The 1,798-nt window shown below is 29.8% G+C and carries 2 protein-coding genes; one reads left to right on the top strand and one right to left on the bottom strand.

Annotated features, from left to right (window positions below):
- Positions 1-279: hypothetical protein (locus V7266_RS30670; protein WP_335473054.1), on the bottom strand; the 279-nt coding region annotated here is incomplete at its 3' end.
- Positions 280-624: 345 nt separating this feature from the next.
- Between V7266_RS30670 and V7266_RS30665 the strand changes: the two genes are divergently transcribed.
- Entirely contained in the window at positions 625-1,572 is a 948-nt protein-coding gene (locus tag V7266_RS30665; protein ID WP_335473053.1) for a hypothetical protein, read from the top strand.
- The last annotated feature ends 226 nt before the right edge of the window (positions 1,573-1,798 follow it).

The following is a 1,798-nucleotide window of genomic DNA, read 5'->3' as shown; positions in this document are numbered from 1 at the left end:
TAAGAAATTGGTTATTCCTTTTTCAGCAGTCCCTAATTTTCTATCTATATAGGTATAAGGATCAAAGGTTTCTATATGTCCTTCTAATTGTTGTTCAACCATGTTACAAAGCATACCTGAGACCCTACATAAGTGGTCAATAACATCAAGTAATTGTAGTTCAGTAACACCAACAGTTTTTATGGTATTTGCGTGTGTAACTTGATAAAAGATACTATTTAACCTTTCATTGAGTTCTCTGGTATCTTGAACTGTAAACTTATCCTTTAGATTTGCCATAGAGCTTTACCCCCTAAAGAGTTATTTATTGTTCAAGTTATTCAAAAGCAGGTAAGTATAGAATGCTATGATAAATCTCTTTACAAGGAATTAACAAACATAACGAAGGGAGGTGGATCAAAAATGGAATATAACAAGAATATGCTGTTTTCTGCTACGATATCGCTTTGAAAAATAAACTTAAGGCAAATGGTATCAAATTTATTACAACAGCTGTATCGAACAATGAGAGACGTTTCTGGTTGTTCTGGCGTACCAAAGAAGTAAATCAAGTAATTCAGCAACATGTTAAACAGGTATGTTAATACCAATTAATTAAACAATTACACAGAAGGAGTAATGTAAATGAGAACAAGACAGAAGAGGACTATCGTAACAAATAAAGATATAAGAAATATGATTGAAGATAATGGAATGAAATATGTCCTTATTCCAAATGGGATTTTTGATGAATTGTACATGGACGAAAAACAATTCACTGAATTAGATATGACAGTTTTTATCTTCCTTCAATTTATGACTGTAAATAAAATTACTACATTAAATTATGAAGAAATGGCAAAATGTGTGGGGTGCAGCACTAAACAGTTGAAACTTGTCTTAAAAGGGCTACAAGAAATCAAAGGGAAAACCAATGCTAGGTATTACTCATACGAAGATAAAGTAGAAATTGTTGAAGAAATGGAAGTATCCTTAATTTCGGAAAAAGAACATTCAGCTTATAACCCTAAAACAAGAAAGAATCAAAAAACTCTTCACTGGTATACAAATTATATTCCATATTACAAGTCTAATAAATATGAAGCCGTTCCTGTTAGTTTCTTTATGGTTACATTAGAAGATTTAGATTTATTAACTAATAAACAACTATCTCGGAATGAATTTGTAACTTATTTGTTCTTTCTCAAAGCCTACAAATATGGAGCTGCTGATGATAAACAAATGTGGTGGAAATTAAGTACCATTGCAGGTACATTAAATTATAAATTAGTTGAAACTGTACATAATCACGTTGAAAAAATACTAAATCTAAAAATTAATGGTACTCCTCTATTAGAAGAAATTAGACCAAAAAATTATGATCTTCAGATTTCAAAAGGTGAGGAACCATCTTCAAGGTATATCCCAAGATACAATAATTCTAAAATGGTGGAAAAGAAATTCGGAAAACAGGAAGTCAATTTGTTAAAAGAGAAGATGGATTTGTTATATGAGGAAATGAGTTCTAAAGTTGAGGAGGTCAATTTTGAAAATATGGAAGTTAATTCTATAGATTTGGAAATGGTTTTCTGATAAATGGAAATCAGTCTTCTAAAATAGGAAATTAATTTCAAATTGACATTCATTTGTAATGAGTTTAAAAACTTTAATATCGTCATATATTCATTAGTCGAATTTAAAGGACAATAGTTCATACATTTTACCACATCTAGGTTAAACTCGTTGATGTCGTTACAATGGAAATAAAATTCAATTAGCTTAATTTGTATATCATTTTCTACATTAGCTATCTTAAAAC

It is taken from the genome of Neobacillus drentensis (assembly GCF_036965645.1).
Classification (GTDB): domain Bacteria; phylum Bacillota; class Bacilli; order Bacillales; family Cytobacillaceae; genus Neobacillus; species Neobacillus drentensis_D.
This window is presented reverse-complemented; position numbering and strand designations above follow the sequence as displayed.